Raw genomic sequence first — 19,085 nt, forward strand, 5'->3', positions numbered from 1 at the left:
TTTTAGGAGGATTATGTCATGAGTGGAACGAAAGTCGAGAAAATATATCCTTTGTCAAATATGCAAAAAGGAATGCTTTATCATTCTATAAAGGGAACAAGTTCAAATGCCTACTTTGAACAGATCATTATGGACATAAAAGGCAGTATTAATGAAGCTTTTCTAGAGGAAAGCTTCCATGAAATCATGAAGCGTCATGAAATCCTAAGGGCTTCGTTTAATTATAAAATGAATGAACCTTTGCATGTCATTCTAAAAGATAGAAAGATGAAGTTTAACTATATGGATATAAGTGCTATTGATTTAAATGATAAACAGCCTTATATAGAGAATTACTTGGAAGAAGATAGATCAAAGGGTTTTGATATAACAAAAGACACACTAATGAGGGTTTGTTTGATAAAAACAGAGGAATCCTTTTATAAATTGGTATGGAGCTTTCATCATATATTACTCGACGGCTGGTGTATAGGAATCATATTAGATGAACTATTCACTATCTACTCACATAAATTAAAAGGAACTAAGCATCAATTAGATGATCCAAAGCCATATAGCGATTATATAAAATGGCTAAACAGTCAGGATACAGAAGAAGGTTTGGTTTACTGGGACGATTATTTAAAGGGATACGATGTGAAAACAACTATTCCTAGACTCTCTAATGAAAATGGACGTGATTATAAAAGAGGAGAAAAAATAATAGAATTCACAGAAGAATTGACAGAGAAAATCGTACGCCTGGCAACCAAAAACCATGTCACGTTAAACACAGTAGTCCAAAGTATATGGGGGCTGATTTTAGCTAAATACAATAATACTGAGGATGCCGTTTTTGGTACGGTTGTATCAGGAAGGGATGCTTTAGTAGACGGTATTGAAAAGATGGTAGGTTTATTCATAAACACTATTCCTACAAGAATTACATTTGATAGTGATTATACTTTTCAACAGCTTTTAAAATCAGTCCAAGAAGGTGCTCTGGATACGAACAACTATAATTTTATTAGCTTAGCTGACATTCAATCACAAAGCACATTAAATCATCATCTTTTAGATCATGTATTGGTCTTTGAAAACTACGCAGTAGATAAAGAAGCAATTGAAGATAAAGAAAGTGACCTAGGTTTTGAAATTGTTTCTGTAACTGATGAAGAGAGAAGTAATTATGACTTTAGCATTACTGTAGGAATAGGTAAAAAGCTAAAACTAATGCTTGTTTATGATGAAAGTGTCTATGAAAGAGAATTAATCAACAATATTGCTGTTCATATAGAGAATGTTACTTTACAGGTTTCTGAAAATGACAATAAGAAAATCGTCGAGATAGATTTACTGTCAGATACTGAAAAGCAAATTCTTGTCGGTAAACTTAATCAAACAAAGCAACTATATCCAAAACATAAATTAATTCACCAATTATTCGAAGAGCAAGCTAAAAAAACGCCTGATCGTGTCGCAGTTAACTGCGGCGATAAAAGTCTTACCTATCTTGATCTGAATCAGAAGTCCAATCAAATTGCCCAAATGCTTCGAGAAAAAGGCATTCAGAACAACAATATAGTTGCACTCATTTCTGACCGTTCATTTGAAATGATTATTGGAATTATAGGAATTCTTAAATCTGGTGCAACTTACCTTCCGATTGATCCGGACACTCCTAGGGACCGAGTAAAGTATATGTTAAAAGATAGCAATGCATCTTTGTTATTAACGAAAGACTTATTTATGGACAAGGCTCGATTTGATATAGAAGCAATTAGCTTAGACAAGTTAGATTTTTCTAAATACAGCTCGGAAAATTTGCCAGCTTTAAATAATTCTCAAGATGCAGCTTATATTATATACACTTCAGGCTCTACCGGAACTCCAAAAGGTGTAATGATTCCTCATTACAGTGCAATCAGGGTGGTTAAAAATACGAATTATATTGAAATTTTTGAGACTGACTCTATTTTGCAGTTGTCGAATTATTCATTTGATGGATCAATTTTTGATATTTTTGGCGCCCTTCTTAATGGAGCAAGGCTTGTAATGATTGATAAGGAAGCTGTACTGGATATTAACAAGTTATCACAGGTAATTAAAAACAATCATATCAGTGTGATGTTTATTACTACCGCCCTGTTTAATACACTAGTTGATCTGGAGATTGACTGTTTAGACAACGTAAGAAAAATTCTTTTTGGCGGTGAAAGAGTTTCGGTATCGCATGTTAGAAAAGCACTTGAAAAACTAGGTAAAGACAAGTTAATCCATGTTTACGGTCCGACTGAAAGTACTGTATTTTCAACATATTATTTTATTAACGAAGAAACTGAAATCATTCCAATCGGTAAACCAATAGCAAATACATCTGTATTTGTTGTGGGCAGAGGTAATCAATTGCTGCCCGTTGGCGTGCCTGGAGAGCTCTGTATCTCCGGAGATGGATTAAGTACGGGTTATTTGAATAATACAAACTTAACTGCTGAAAAATTTGTCCCAAACCCTTTTATTCCAGAAGAAAAAATGTACCGGACGGGGGATCTTGTACGCATGCTCCCTGACGGAAACATTGAATTTTTAGATAGGATTGATAATCAAGTTAAACTTCGAGGCTATCGAATAGAGCTTGGTGAAATTGAAAACCAACTCTTGAAATGTAACGAAGTGAAAGAGGCAGTTGTCAATATAAACAGAGATCAAGATGAACAGCAGTACATTTGCGCATATTTTACTTCAAGTAATTCAAAATCCGATCTTGTAAAAGAATTGAGAGCGTTTTTGGAACAATCACTGCCATATTACATGATTCCTTCCTTTTTTGTACAAATGGACAATCTGCCGCTTACCAAAAACGGAAAAGTGAATAGAGCTGCTCTTCCGCAACCAGATGAAACAAATTTCTTAGAAAGCTATGAAGCTCCGACAAATGATGTGGAAGAGAAAGTATTATCCATTTGGAAGGACATTTTAGGTGTAGAAAAAATAAGCATAAATCAGAGCTTCTTCGCGGTAGGCGGCCATTCCTTAAAGGCTACAACCATGATCTCCAGAATTCATAAAGAATTTAAAATAGAAGTACCCTTACGTCAAATTTTCCAGACTCCAACCATCAAAGGAATTGGAGAATTCATTATCTTAGCTAAGGAAGGTGTATACTCATCTATTAAACCGATAGAGGAAAAAGCTTTTTATCCACTTTCACCTGCACAGAAAAGGTTATTTATATTGAATCAAATTGAAGGAACCGGTATATCCTACAATATGCCGTTTGCTATGAAAATTAATGGTGATTTAGATATTAACCAGCTTGAAAAATCATTTTGCAAACTTATTGAAAGACATGAATCATTAAGAACATCCTTTTCTATGGAAGATGGCGAGCCGATACAAAAAGTCCATAAGAATGTTGAGTTTCACTTGTCATATAGAAAGGTTGATCCAGAAGAAGTTGATGGTATTGTTAGTGAGTTTGTTAAATCTTTCGATTTGGAATCTGCCCCCCTTTTAAGAGCTGGGCTTCTAACCTTGTCGGATGATGAACACCTTTTGATGCTTGATATGCACCATATTATTTCAGATGGTGTTTCTATGGGAATACTGATGCATGATTTAGCGCATTTTTATGAAGAAAAAGAATTGAAGCCTATTAGTCTACAATATAAGGATTACTCTGCTTGGCACAAAGAATTATATGCAAAAGAAGAATTAAAAAAACAAGAAGCATACTGGACAAATGTATTTAAAGATGAAATCCCTGTTCTAAATATGCCCACAGATTTTAAGAGACCGCTGAAACAGAGCATTGAAGGAAGCCAACATAGCTTTGAGATAACCAGCGCGCTTACAGAAAAGCTAAATCAAATTGCAAAAGAAAATGGCGTTACGATTTATATGCTGCTTTTAGCGAGTTATACAGCGCTCCTTTCGAAATACACTAACCAAGATGATATTGTAGTAGGCTCTCCAATCGCAGGAAGACCGCACCATGATTTGAAGCATATTGTAGGACTTTTTGTAAACACACTTGCTATGAGGAATTTCCCGAAAGGTCAAAAAACTTTCGTTCAATATCTTAAGGAAGTTAAAGAAAATGCTCTAAAGGCTTATGAAAATCAAGATTATCCTTTTGATGAGTTGGTTGAAAAGCTGGATATCAATAGGGACATGAGCCGGAGTGCTTTGTTCGATACAATGTTCGTCTTGCAAAATTTAGAATTTGCCGATGATCATTTTAGGAATCTTAAGTTTGAGACTTTTGAAACGAAAACTAAAATAGCCAAATTTGATTTGACCCTTTCAGCTATTGAAACTGACGACACTATAAAATTTGATTTAGAATACTGTACTGCCTTGTTTAAACAAGAAACAGCTGAAAGAATTTCAAATCACTTTGTGAGTGTGTTAAGGGAAATTTCCAATAATCCTGAGGTTCCCTTAAATCAAATTGATATTTTAACCGATGATGAGAGACATCTTCTTTTAGGTCAATTCAACCAAACACAAACAGATTATCCGAAGGATAAAACCATCCAGCAGCTGTTTATGGAACAGGCAGACCGGACGCCTGAGCAAACGGCAGTCGTATGCGGTCATGAAACGCTCACCTACCGGGAGCTTAATGAGCGGTCCAACCAAATCGCACGGCTGCTTCTTAAAAAAGGTGTTCAGCCGGAAACGATCGTGGGCATTATGGCCGACCGTTCCCCTGAGATGATCGCGGGCATGATCGGGATCTTAAAATCTGGGGCAGCCTATCTCCCAATTGATCCGGATTATCCGGAGGAGCGGCTTAAATATCTTGTGAAGGATAGCGGAACCAAATTGCTGCTTATTACAGAAGAGCACTTAATTGAAAAGATTCCTTTTACAGACACAATGGGCATAAGCGTGATTGCGCTGGATGATGACCGGCTTGCCAAAGCCGAAAAGACGAATGTAACGGTGAGGAACAAACCGTCTGATTTGGCCTATGTCATCTATACATCAGGCTCTACAGGCCAGCCAAAGGGTGTATTAGTTGAGCACAAATCTCTGATGAATTTATGTCACTGGTATGTCAATTTCCATGAGATCCATGAATCCGACCGGATTACGAACTACCTGAAATATTCGTTTGATGCATCCATTACAGAGATTTTCCCTTGTTTGATTACGGGAGCTGAATTACACATTTTAAGAGGCGATATTCGGCTGGATATGGGAAAACTCAATGAGTACATGAATGAAAACGGCATTACTGTCGCAACCCTTCCATACAAGGTGGGCGAACAGTTTATGCAGCAGGATAATCATTCCTTAAGGATGCTCATTTCCGGCGGAGAACAGCTCAATATGAAGACAGATACTGAATACCAATTGGTCAACGCGTATGGACCTACGGAAAACACATGCGTTACCACGAGTTATTTCGCAGACCGCAAGGGACAGAACATTCCGATTGGAAAACCTATATATAATACGGAAATTTACATTGTTAATCAGAATAATCGACTATGCCCTGTCGGTGTAGTGGGAGAATTATGTGTCTCGGGTGATGGAGTTGCCAGAGGATATTTAAACAATCCGGAGTTGACCGCGGAAAAATTCGTATCCAATCCTTTTGCGAGCGGAGAGCGAATGTACCGCACTGGAGACCTTGCAAGATGGCTGCCAGATGGAAATATAGAGTTTGTCGGACGAATTGACCATCAAATTAAGCTGCGCGGCTATCGGATTGAACTGGGTGAAATTGAGAGCCATCTGTTAGAGCACCCGGATGTAAAAGAAGCGGCTGTCATAGCGAGAGAGGGTTCAAGCTTGAGCCTGTGCGGTTATCTCGTATGCGAAAAAAGGGTGACTCCAGCTGAAGTCAGAGAATTTTTGGAGAAACGGGTGCCTGATTACATGATACCGGCTTATTTCGTTCAGTTGGACAAACTTCCGCTAACCACAAACGATAAAGTGGATAGAAAAGCCTTGCCGGCGCCAGAGAGAAGCGCATTATCCGAGGTGGAATATGAAGCACCTAGAAATGAAGTAGAAAGTATACTTGTTAAAACATGGACGGATATTTTAAACATAGAAAACTTAGGAATAAACCATCATTTCTTTGTTTCAGGTGGTGATTCCATTAAAGCATTGCAGATCGTTTCCAGACTCTCAAGGTTTAATCTTAAATTGGAAGTAAAAGACTTGTTTGCAAATCCAACTATCAAAAATTTAAGCAAATATGTGAAAAACCAAGAAAAACGGATTAAAACCTATGAAATAGTTAAGGGGAAAGTAGAATTAACACCAATTCAAACATGGTTTTTTGAAAAGAATAAAGATGAATTAAATCACTTTAATCAATCATTTATGCTTTTTAGAAAAGATGGTTTTAATGAAAACTTTGTCAAAGCTGCATTCAATAAACTCCTAGAGCATCATGATGCACTAAGAATGATATATGAAGTAAATAAACAAGTGATTTGTCAATATAACAGAGACTTCAAAGAAGAACTTTTCAATTTTTACGTATACGATGTCAAAGGTTTGAACAATGATGAAGAAAGAGTATATGAACTTGCAACTGATATTCAAAAGAAGTCTTCTATTACAGATGGAAAATTGGTTAATGTGGGCTTATTCCATGCAAATGACGGTGATCATCTTTTAATCGCTATTCATCATTTAGTAGTTGATGGGGTTTCATGGAGAATATTGTTTGAAGACTTTGAAACCTTATATGCCCAAGCAGAAAAGGGGAAAACTCTTGATATTGGGCAAAAATCCGATTCTTTTCAACATTTTTCATCAAGACTTCAGGGCTATGCCAATGGAAAAAATTTAAAAAAGGAAAGCGACTATTGGAAAAACGTAGCTAAGGCTGAAGTTAGATTTCTGCCAAGAAAAAAAGAAATAAACAGAGACACATTTGAGAATAGTAAAACGTTAAGTGTCAAGTTAGGTAGTAATAAAACCAATAGTTTATTAAGAGAGGCAAACCGGGCCTACAATACAGAGATCAATGATATTTTGTTGACGTCTTTACTAGTAGGGGCGAGAGAAGTTACTGGAGAAAACAGTATTAAGATTAACATGGAGGGACATGGAAGAGAAGATATTTTTAAGGATATAGATATTAGCAGAACTGTTGGCTGGTTTACCACTATGTATCCTGTACTCATTGATTTAGGGGAAGAAAAGAGAATTTCAGAAAATATAAAAATGGTGAAAGAAATTCTTAGAAAAGTTCCAAATAAGGGTATTGGCTTTGGCATTATAAAATATTTATCGACTGAGATTGATTTAGAAGAACATAAACCAGTTTTCTCATTTAACTATCTGGGGGAAATGGATAATGATGTTAACCGCGATGGATTTTCAGGTTCGAAGTTCTCATATGGAGAGAGCATTGGAGGAAAAATTTCACGAAACAATCCAATAGAAATTAACTCCATTATTATTAACAATGAGTTGTACGTAAATACAACTTTTAATGAATCCGAGTATGATGAAGAAACAATTAACGTCTTCAATGAGAAATTTAAAGAAAGTCTTGAAAAGATAATTGACCATTGTTCAGGAAAGCAAGAGCCAGAAAAAACTCCGTATGATTATGGGGATTACAAGCTAACACTTAATGAACTTGCTGATATTAAGAAAAAATATGCAGGTTTAAAAATTGAAAAAATATATCCATTAGCCAATATGCAAAAAGGTATGCTGTTTCATGCATTGGAAAATAGAAATTCTAGAGCATACTTCGAACAAACTGTAATAGAAATTAACGGGAATATCGATACAGATCTTTTAAAAATGAGCTTCAATAAGATTATGCAACGATACGAGATACTAAGAGCGTCATTTGAATATGAGATCGTTGAAGAACCTAGACATGTTATCATAGCTGACCGAGAAATTGATTTTAATTACATTGATATTAGAGATAGAGATCAATCAGAAAAAGAAGTTTATATTCAAAATTTTAGAGAAAAGGATAAAGAAATCGGTTTTAACCTGGCAGAAGACACTTTAATCAGGGTTAGTGTAATCCGTACTGGAGATAAGTCGTATAAACTGGTCTGGAGTCATCACCATATTCTTCTAGATGGTTGGTGTCTGAGCATTATCTTGGGTGAGTTATTCACCTTGTACGGCAAAATGAATAACGGAGAAAGAATTGAGCTAGAAGAAGCCAAACCTTACAGCGATTTTATTAATTGGCTGGAGAGGCAGGATATTGAGGAAGCCAGATTATATTGGAAGAACTATTTGAAAGGATACAAAGAGAAAACCCAAATCCCTAAAATAAATAGTATCACTAATAATAGAGAGTATGACCGTAAAGAAAAAGTCATTGAATTTTCAACAGACACTACAAACAAATTGAAGAACCTGGCCAGTCAATGCAGTGTAACATTTAATACTTTATTTCAGAGTATTTGGGGAACAGTTCTAGCGAAATACAATAGCACAGATGAAGTTATTTTTGGATCTATTGTATCCGGAAGAGAAGCACCAGTTGATGGCATTGAAAAGATGATTGGATTGTTTATCAATGCCATTCCCACCAGAATTAAACTTAATAAAGATACGATGTTTAAGGATGTTCTCAACGTTGTGCAAAGGGATGCGATAGAAAGTAACAATTTTAATTATCTGAATCTAGCTGAAGTACAATCACTGAGTGATTTAAAGAAAGATTTAATAGATCATATTATCGTGTTCGAAAACTATGTTGTTGATGACAGCATTTCCCAAAAGAGTAAATTAGATATTGGTTTTGAGGTAGAAGATTTATATGCAGAAGAGCAAAGCAACTACAGCTTTAGCATTTCGGTAACCTTAGGTGAAACATTAACCTTGGTCTTAACATATGACGGTAACGTTTATGATGAAGTTTTAATTGAAAATATCGAAGGCCATCTTAGTACAGTAACTGAGCAAGTTGTTTCCGATGAAAATAAAAAAATTGGTGATATCCATATAATCTCTGAAAAAGAAAAGATTCTATTTGGAGAATGGAATGATACAAAGGAAAACTACCCTAAAACTAAGACTATACAACAGCTTTTTGAAGATCAGGCTGAACAGACACCTGAAAATATAGCAGTTGTTTTTGAGAATGAAAGGTTAACCTATCGGGAGTTAAATGAGCAGGCTAATCATCTTGCATCCATTTTAAGGGGAAAAGGTGTTAAGCCAAATACGATTGTAGGAATTAAGGTTGAGCGTTCTCTTGAAATGATAGTAGGTATGCTTGGGATATTAAAAGCTGGTGGGGCTTATCTTCCTATTGATCCTGAATATCCGAGAGACAGGGTAAAGCATTTAATAAAAGATAGTGGTATAGAAATACTTCTGAAAAAAGAAAGTGAAGATGCGGATTTTGATCTGAACTGTATCAATATTAGTCTAGAACTATTTGGGAATCAGGTTAAGGGAAACTTACCTGTTATTAATGAATCTTCAGATATGGCTTATATTATTTATACTTCTGGATCAACTGGAAAACCAAAAGGTGTCATGGTAAATCACAATTCTATCCTAAATACACTATGTTGGAGAAAAGAATACTATCAATTTAAAGAGACCGATGTTACTTTGCAAATGCCATCTTTTTCGTTCGACAGTTCTGTGGAAGACATTTTTACTACTTTGGTCTCTGGAGCTCAGTTAGTTTTAATGAAAGATCTAAGATTAAATCTCAATAAATTGATTACTATTCTTGGTGATTATAAGGTTACAAATTTACTGGCTGTACCTAGTTATTATAACAACCTGTTAGACATGATCAGTGAACGATTGAACCATATGAGATTTGTCGCAATTGCTGGAGAAGGGTTCAGTGATGCTTTAATTAAAAAGCACTTTAGGAAGTTGCCGGATGTTCAATTATTTAATGAGTATGGTCCAACAGAAAACAGTGTTTGCTCTACGGTTTGTGAATTGAATCCGGAAAATCAAAAGGTTCTAATCGGTAAACCTATTGCAAATAACAAAATCTATATTTTAGATCAAAATAACAGCCTTGTGCCAGTGGGAGTGCCGGGAGAGCTTTGCGTGAGCGGGGCTGGTCTTGCGCGGGGATACTTAAACAGGCCGGAGCTTACGGCAGAAAAATTCGTTCCAAATCCATTTCTTCCAGGGGAACGGATGTACCGGACAGGCGATCTTGCACGATTGCTTCCTGACGGGAATATCGAGTTCCTTGGCCGGATTGACCATCAGGTGAAAATTCGCGGCTACCGCATTGAGCTCGGTGAAATTGAGAACCGGCTGCTGAAGCTGCCGATGGTAAGAGAAGCTGTTGTCATCTCGCGGGAGGACAAAGATCATCAGGCGTATCTTTGTGCGTACGTTGTTCTTGAGAGCCCGGCAGCTGAATCCGTCAAAGAAATCCGCTCCCAGCTTGCAAATGAGCTTCCGGATTTCATGATCCCGGCGTTTTTTGTCCAACTGGACAAAATGCCTCTTACCGCAAACGGAAAGGTAGACCGGAAGGGGCTTCCGGATCCTGATTTAGATAGTCTTGGAGATCGGGGCTATGAGGCGCCGAGAAATGCCGTTGAAGAGACTCTGGCCTCGATTTGGAAGGATATCCTTGGGACAGAAAGAGTGGGTATCAACGATCACTTCTTTGAAATGGGAGGCCATTCACTGAAGGCAACGGCTTTGGTTTCGAGAATCCATAAGGAGCTAAAGGCTGAAGTGCCTTTGCGCCAGCTTTTCCAATCGCCTACCATCAAGGGTATTGCGGAGTTCATTTCCGCCGGCCGTGAGAGTGTGTATGCGTCCATTCAAAAAGTGGAGGAACGGGAATACTATCCCCTGTCATCTGCCCAAAGAAGGCTATATATTCTCGACAGAATTGAAGGTGGAGTTTCCTATAATATTCCTCTTGCCATGGAAATACAAGGGGATCTTAATATAAGCCAGCTGGAAAAGGCCTTTCTGGCACTCATTGAAAGGCACGAAGTCCTGAGAACGTCATTCTCAATGGAGGACGGAGTACCTGTCCAAAAAATCGCACCGCTGGTGGATTTCAAAGTGGGCTGCCACAAAACAGACGCCTTTGGTGCAGAAAACTTCCTGAGGGAATTTGTGCGCCCGTTTGACCTTTCAAAAGCACCTCTCCTGCGGGTCGAGGTTCTGAACATCGCAGAAAACAAGCACCTTATGGTGCTGGACATGCACCATATTATTTCAGATGGAGTATCGATGGGCATCCTGACGCGCGAATTGGCCGAGCTGTATGAAGGAAAGGATCTGCCTGCCCTGAAAATCCAGTACAAGGATTATTCTGCATGGCAAAAGCAAGCATCTGCCCGGGCTGAAATGAAAAAGCAGGAAGCTTACTGGCTGAATGTATTCAAAGAGGAAGTGCCTGTTTTGAATATGCCGACCGATTTTAGAAGACCGGCAGCCCAATCGACTGAAGGCGGTTTGGTGCATTTTGAATTTGGGCGGGACCTGTCACTTAAGCTGAAAGAGATGGCCAAAGAACATGGAGTCACCCTGTATATGCTTCTTCTGGCAGGCTATACGACACTCCTTTCAAAATATACAGGTCAGGAAGACATCATCGTCGGTTCTCCTATTGCGGGAAGGCCGCATGAAGATTTGAAACACGTGATGGGAATTTTCCTAAATACGCTTGCTATGAGAAATCGTCCCGAAGGGAAAAAATCCTTCAGCAGCTATCTGAGAGAGGTAAGAGAAAATGCCTTGGGTGCTTTTGAAAACCAGGAATATCCGTTTGATGAGCTCGTAGAAAAGCTTGATCTAAACCGCGATATGAGCCGGAGCGCTTTATTTGATACGATGCTTGTGCTTCAGAATTTCGATCAAGAGGCATTTGAGATTGAGGGGCTGACCTTCACTCCGCATCCAATGGATGCCCATGTGTCAAAGTTTGACTTAACCTTGACATCGAGCGAAGAGGGAGATTGCATTACATGCGTCCTGAATTATGGGACTAAGCTGTTTAAAAAAGAGACGATCGAGCGAATGGCAAGCCATCTGATTCATCTTTTCAATGAAATTACACAACAGCCGGATCAGCTCATCAGCGATCTGACACTGCTTTCTAAAGAAGAAGCGCATGCGGCGTTAACCGGATGGAATGAGACAAACATTCAATTTCCGATGGACAAAACGCTGGCACAACTGTTTGAGGAACAGTCAACTCGAACGCCACAACGAGTCGCTGTAGCAGCCGGAGACCAGAAGCTGACGTATCTCCAGTTGAATGAAAGGGCGAACCAGTGGGCAGGAGTGCTTCGGGAAAGAGGAGCAAAAGCAGGGGTGACAATCGGGCTGATTGCTGAGGAGTCCGTAGAGATGATCATAGGAATTCTGGCGGTTTTAAAAGCTGGGGCAGCGTATCTTCCAATTGATCCCGACCAAGCCGTCAAGCGAACAAATGCCATTCTCAAGGACAGCGGAGCGAGCCTTCTGCTTGTGAAAGGAAACCGAAAACCAGGTCTCAGCTTTGGCGGAGACATCATTGATCTGGAGACACCGCTTTTTGAGGGGAGAGACACAGCTAACCCTCCGGCAGGCCAATCGGATCACAATGCCTATTTGATATACACGTCAGGATCGACTGGCACACCAAAAGGTGTGTTTATACAGCACAGAAGCGTGGTCAATTACATGTCCTGGTTCAAAAAGGAAGTGAGTCTGCAGGAAGAGGATAAAGCGATTCTCGTTTCCTCTTATGCCTTCGATTTAGGGTATACGAGTCTCTATTCAGCACTTTTGAGTGGCTGCGAGCTGCATCTGGTCAAAAAAGATATCTATTCAAATCCATCCAAAGCACTGAGATATCTGAATAAAAACGGCATATCTTATCTGAAGCTGACGCCGTCACTGTTTAACGTCTTGGTTAACGACCCTGCATTTCTTGAGGGATCCGGCTGTGAGACCCTTCGTTTGGTCGTGCTTGGAGGAGAGAAAATAAGTCCGGAGGATGTGAAAACGTTCCATCTTCGCTGCTCAAAGGCGATGGTCATGAATCACTATGGCCCGACAGAAGCAACCATAGGGTCTGTCTATCATATCATCGATTTTGAGGAAATGAGTGATTTTGAGCAATGTCCGGTAATTGGAAGACCAATCTCGAATATGAAGGCATACGTTATGGATTCACAGATGAAGCCAGTGCCGGATGGGGTGTACGGAGAGCTGTGCCTATCTGGTGAAGGCGTCGCAAGAGGCTATTTGAACCGTCCTGAGCTGACTGAAAATGCATTTGTTCGGAATCCGTTGGACCCGAAGGAAACAATGTATCGGACAGGCGACCTTGTCAGAAGACTTCCGAATGGCAATCTTGAACTGGCCGGCAGGATCGACAATCAGGTCAAAATAAGAGGCTACCGTATCGAAACAGACGAAATCAAGAATCATCTCCTCAAGCACGGTGAGATTCAGGAGGCTGTCGTGATTGTCCGAGAGGACAAAGATCAACACAAATATGTCTGTGCCTACATTACATCCGGGAAGATGTGGGCTTCGGGTGAGCTTAGGTCTTATCTAAAGGAGGAAATTCCTGAATTTATGATTCCATCTTATTTCGTTCAGATGGAGCGGATTCCTCTTACGCCAAATGGAAAGGTGGACCGCAAAGCCTTGCCGGAACCGGATGGCCACGCTGGAGTGAACTATGAGGCTCCGAGGAATGAAGTGGAGAAGCAGCTCGTTGCGGTATGGGAAGAGATTCTTGGTTTCCGCCCGATCGGAATCAGCCATAACTTTTTTGCGTCGGGAGGAGATTCTATCAAAGCTCTTCAAATCATTTCCCGGCTATCACGAGAAGGAATCGCGGTTGAGATGAAGGATCTGTTTGCCTATCCTGAAATCAAGCAGCTGAGCCGGTACGCTAAAACCGTGAACGGACAAGAAGAATCATATGAAATTGAATCTGGAAACGTCCTTTTGACCCCGATTCAAAAAGCCTTTTTCTCAGGGGGGACAGAGGAGGTCAATCATTATAATCACGCAGTGATGTTGTACAGAAAAGACGGATTCCATACGGAATGGGTAAAGGAAGTTCTGGAGGAAATCATGAAGCATCATGATGCTTTAAGAATGATTTTTCCAAACGAGAACGGCAAAGTTCGTCCGTTTAATCGCGGCGTGGAAAAAAAACAGTTTGGCTTTTATGTCTATGACGTCTCGTCAGAGGAGGTTCCGAACCAGACGGTTCTCGAGCTTGCGACGAAGCTTCAGCTTCAAATGGACATCCAAACAGGGCCGCTTGTAAACGCAGCTGTATTTAAGGCCAAAGATGGGGACCATCTTCTTCTGATCATTCATCACCTTGTCATAGACGGTCTTTCTTGGAGAATTTTATTTGAAGATTTGGCACTTGGGTACAGCCAATTGAAAAAGGGAGAAACTGTGTCGTTTTATTCCAAAACGACATCGTACAAGACTTATGCTTCCAAACTTCAGGCTTATGCCGAAGGCAAAAAGCTCGCAAGAGAAAAGCAATATTGGATGGATGTATTAAAGGAGAAGGTGCCATTCCTTGAAACCAAAGAAGAGGTCGAATCCTATTGGTATGAAGATAGTGATACGTTCAGGGGCGTTCTTGATAAAGAGGCAACACGAAAGCTCCTTCGTGAAACAAATCGCGCCTATCATACTGACATCAATGACCTTCTGGTTACTGCCCTTTTAATGGCTGCAAGGCAGGAGACGGGTGAAAATCGGATCAGACTGAGCCTTGAAGGACATGGCAGGGAACAGATCGTTGATGAGGTCGACATCAGCCGGACGGTTGGATGGTTTACCACCAAGTATCCTGTCCTGATTGATCTGGGTGAGGAAACCAGCCTCTCCATGACGATCAAAATGGTAAAAGAAACGATCAGAAAAATACCAAACAAAGGCATCGGCTATGGAATCCTAAAACATCTGAATGAAGATTCTGAGTTAAAGGCAGCACCGCAGCCACCCCTTTTGTTTAACTATTTGGGACAGATGGATGAGGATCTTCAAAATGCGGCATTCTCCTCTTCCAGTCTTCCGACCGGAGAGTCGATCGGAAATAGACATGCACGGGAAAATGCGATGGAAATGAATGCGATTGTTTTGGACGGTCAGCTGGTTATTGATACGACGTATAACACAAAGGTTTATTCAAAACAAACTGTAAAGCATTTTACGGAGGCCTATAAAGAAGCGCTTTATGAGGTGATTGACCATTGCGTCTCAAAAGAAGAGGCAGAGAGAACACCGTCTGATTATGGAGACAAGGCATTGGACATTTACGAGCTTGAGGACATCAAGAGAAAGCATGAAGGATTTGAGATTGAAAAAATTTATCCTCTGGCCAATATGCAGCAGGGAATGTTATTCCACTCCTTGGAAAATCACTCATCAGGAGCCTATTTTGAACAAATCGTCATTGAAGCAAATGGAACAATTGATCCGCTTCTATTAGAGAAGAGCTTTAATGCCATCATGGAAAGGCATGAGCTCCTGCGGAGCGCCATTGAGTATGAAATCACAGTAAAGCCAAGAAACGTGATCCTGAAAAACAGGAAAATCGGCTTCCGGTACCAAGATATAAGACGGCAAAGTGCGGAGCAGCAGAAGGTAAGCATGGAGCGATTCCTGAAAGAAGACCGGGAAAAAGGCTTTGATTTAAGCAGAGATCCTTTGATCCGCCTTCAGCTTATCCAGACCGGGGACGAAGAATATACGTTGATTTGGAGCAACCATCACATCCTGTTTGACGGATGGGGACGGGGAATCATTCTGGCTGAGCTTTTCCAATTCTATGGAGATGAGCGGTTCGGAAGAACCCGACAGCTGGAAGAGCCAGAAGCATACAGCACCTACATCAGATGGCTGGAAGAACAGTCCAGAGAAGATGCCGCTCAATATTGGAAGAATTATCTGAAAGGCTATAAGGAAAAGTCAGGCATTCCGGTTAATAGGAAATCTGGGAAAACTGGCGATTCCGGAAACCGCGAAAAGGTGATAGCACTCTCACGAGAGCTAACGGGAAAGCTGGCCGACCTGGCAACACGGAATCATGTGACCATCCATACAGCTCTGCAGAGTGCATGGGGTGTGCTGTTGGCCAAGTATAACCAGACAGACGATGTCGTGTTCGGTTCCGTTGTCTCCGGAAGGGATGCCAAAGTGCCGGGAATTGAAAACATGGTGGGACTGTTTATTAATACGATTCCAACAAGAATTCAGGCTAGTGATCACCAGAGTTTCAGAGAGGTCTTACAGCGTGTGCAGGAAGGTGCCATTGAAAGCCAGGCATACAGCTACCTCAACTTGTCTGATGTGCAGTCTCTAAGTGAACTGAAGCGGGATTTAATCGACCACGTGATGATTTTTGAAAACTATGCGCTGGATGACAAGGCCCTTGATCAAGGAGAGAATGAGCTGGGCTTTGTGTTCCATGAGCTGAAGGGAAATGAAGCAACAAACTATGGATTAACGGTGGTAGCCGTTCCCGGGGAGCAGCTAATCCTGAAATTTGCTTATGATGGAAATGTATACTCGGAGACGATTATCGAAAATCTAGGGATACATTTGACTCGCTTAATGGAGCAGGCCGCAGAAGATGAACATAAGAAAATCGGCGATCTTCAGCTGCTTTCAAATGAGGAAAAGGATCGGATCTTGAGTGAATTCAACCAAACAGAAACAGATTATCCGAAGGATAAAACCATCCAGCAGCTGTTTATGGAACAGGCATACCGAACGCCTGAGCAAACGGCAGTCGTATGCGGTCATGAAACGCTCACCTACCGGGAGCTTAACGAGCGGTCCAACCAAATCGCACGGCTGCTTCTTCAAAAAGGTGTGCAGCCGGAAACGATCGTGGGCATTATGGCCGACCGTTCTCCTGAGATGATCGCGGGCATGATCGGAATCTTGAAATCTGGGGCAGCTTATCTTCCGATAGATCCAGAATATCCTGAAAGACGAATCAAATACCTTTTAGAAGACAGCAAAACAAACCTTATTCTTACAAATAGGGATGATTCGTTAAAATACAATGTAGAAACTGTATTTCTAAATGGAGATTTTGACAGATATTCAATAGAAAATATAGATGTTAACCGGAACCCTTTGAAGTATGCTTATGTTATTTATACCTCTGGGTCTACAGGGAAACCAAAGGGTACGATGATAACTCAAAAAGGTTTAGTCAATTATATATATTGGGCCAATAAGACATATGTAAAAGGTGATGCTTTGGATTTTGCCCTGTATTCATCAATTTCATTTGATCTAACCGTAACATCTATATTTACTCCGTTGATTTCTGGAAATAAAATCGTAGTCTATGGAAATGATGAAAATGAGCCTCTAATCAGAAAGGTTTTTAAAGATAAGAAAGCTGGCATTGTTAAACTGACACCATCTCACCTTAGCCTGATAAAAGATTTAGATAATAGCAGCTCAAGCATAAAACGCCTAATTATAGGGGGAGAGGACCTTAAGTCAGACTTGGCACTAAAAATAAGTGAGAGTTTCAATCATGATATTGAAATTTATAATGAGTATGGACCTACAGAAGCCACGGTGGGCTGCATGATATATAAATATGATACTCAGAAGGATAAGGCAACTTCTATCCCAATTGGTAGGCCAGCTGATAATGTCCAGATTTATATTCTGAATGACAAGCAGGAGATATTGCCGATAGGGGTAGTGGGTGAATTGTATATAAGCGGTGATGGATTGGCTGACGGGTATTTAAATAAACCTGATCTAACAAATGAAAGATTCATTTTAAACACCGCTGGCCAACGTATGTACCGGACAGGAGATCTTGCGAGAAAATTACCAGATGGAAATATTGAATTTCTGGGAAGAATTGATCATCAAGTAAAGATTCGGGGATACAGAATAGAGCTTGGGGAAATCGAGAAAGAAATCGAAAAATCTGGGAAAGTAAAGGAGAATGTTGTTGTTGCTAAAGCAGATGGAGATAACCAGTATCTCTGTGCATATGTAACGTTGAAAAATGGAGCTGAAATTGCTGAAGTTCGCAACTTTTTATCTTGTGAACTTCCTGAATACATGGTGCCATCAGCATTTGTTGCTCTTGAAGAAATTCCTTTAACAACGAATGGGAAAATTGACATTAATGCATTGCCTGACCGACATGATGTTCCAGATAGCAGAAACTGCTATGAAGCACCAAGCAATGATTTGGAGAATATGCTTACTACTATCTGGGAGGAAATTCTCGACATAAAAAATATAAGTGTAAACACTAATCTTTTTGAAATTGGGGCTAACTCTTTAAATGTAATGACTTTTGTGTCAAAGTTATATTCGAAGATGAATTTTAGAATTCCATTTAAAGATGTATTTCATAAGCCGACAATTCGCAGTCTGTCTGTATTTCTGGAAAACGCTAAAAATTTACTAAAAGACTATACAGAGGATTGTATACAGCTTACGAATTCTACTATTAGCGATAAGAAGTTATTCTGTTTCCCGCCGGCTGCTTCTTTAGGAATAGCATATATGGGGCTGGCAGAACACTTGGAAAGATATTCGGTTTACAGTTTTAACTTCATTAAATCCGAAAATCGGATCAAGCAATACGTAAACATTATCAAAGAATATCAGCCAGAAGGTCCTTACACGTTGGTTGGATATTCTGCAGGTGGAGTTCTAGCATTTGATGTTGCTAAAGAATTAAATAGACAAGGGCATGAAGTCGAAGATTTGATTCTTATTGATTCTACCTACCGAACAGATGCGGAGGAAAACCTTTTAACAGAAGAGGAGTACAAAAAAGAACTATACGATAAATTCGATCTCGAAAAATATAAAGACTTAGAAAAATTAGCGAGTGATTACTTAATCGAGCTGATTATGAAATCTTATATATATGTCCAAGGCGCAGTTACGGATGGTAGCATAAGTGGAAATATATCCTATATTGAGTCTGTTAAAGAAAAAAGAGATGAAAACATGATGCTATGGGCGAGAGCAACTACTAAGAAATTCAGATTAATACAAGGCTTTGGTTCACATATGGAAATGTTATCGAATTTGAATCCGGAAGCCTTGAAGAAAAATGCTAAAATTATTGATGAAGTTATCTCATTTGAAACAGTTTAATCCTTTAAAGATCG

1 protein-coding gene is annotated in these 19,085 nt (G+C 39.7%); it reads left to right on the forward strand.

What is annotated here, in order from left to right; genetic code table 11:
* The first annotated feature begins 18 nt into the window (after positions 1 to 18).
* Complete coding sequence (locus tag ABZM97_RS04425) at positions 19 to 19,071, forward strand: non-ribosomal peptide synthase/polyketide synthase (protein ID WP_367387267.1); 19,053 nt, start codon at positions 19 to 21, stop codon at positions 19,069 to 19,071.
* Positions 19,072 to 19,085 lie beyond the last annotated feature (14 nt).

This window comes from Bacillus vallismortis, assembly GCF_040784915.1.
Classification (GTDB): Bacteria; Bacillota; Bacilli; order Bacillales; family Bacillaceae; genus Bacillus; species Bacillus subtilis_G.